Raw genomic sequence first — 255 nt, forward strand, 5'->3', positions numbered from 1 at the left:
GAAAGGAACTCATCGCCCTCCAACATGCGCCGCAGCAGGTCCTTGGTGCGCTCGCCGCGCAACAGCGCCAGCAACAGGCGATTGCCCTGCCCCGGTTCGTTCCAGCGTGACACCAGCTTGGCCAGGTCTGGCCGGTGCTTCATGAACCCCAACAGACGTTCACGCAAGCCCGGCAAGCCTTCGTGCTCACGCTGCTCCAGCACCAGCACTGCAAACAGCGGCATCAGGCCGACGATGGAACGCAGGCGCACCGGT

At 64.7% G+C, this 255-nt stretch carries 1 protein-coding gene; it reads right to left on the bottom strand.

All coding sequences use genetic code 11. The features are described 5' to 3' along the window. On the bottom strand, positions 1-255 hold a 255-nt coding region (locus SB765_RS31535; protein WP_410932744.1), incomplete at both ends, for a hypothetical protein.

Source organism: Pseudomonas sp. SIMBA_067, assembly GCF_046534675.1.
In the GTDB taxonomy this organism is placed as follows: Bacteria; Pseudomonadota; Gammaproteobacteria; order Pseudomonadales; family Pseudomonadaceae; genus Aquipseudomonas; species Aquipseudomonas putida.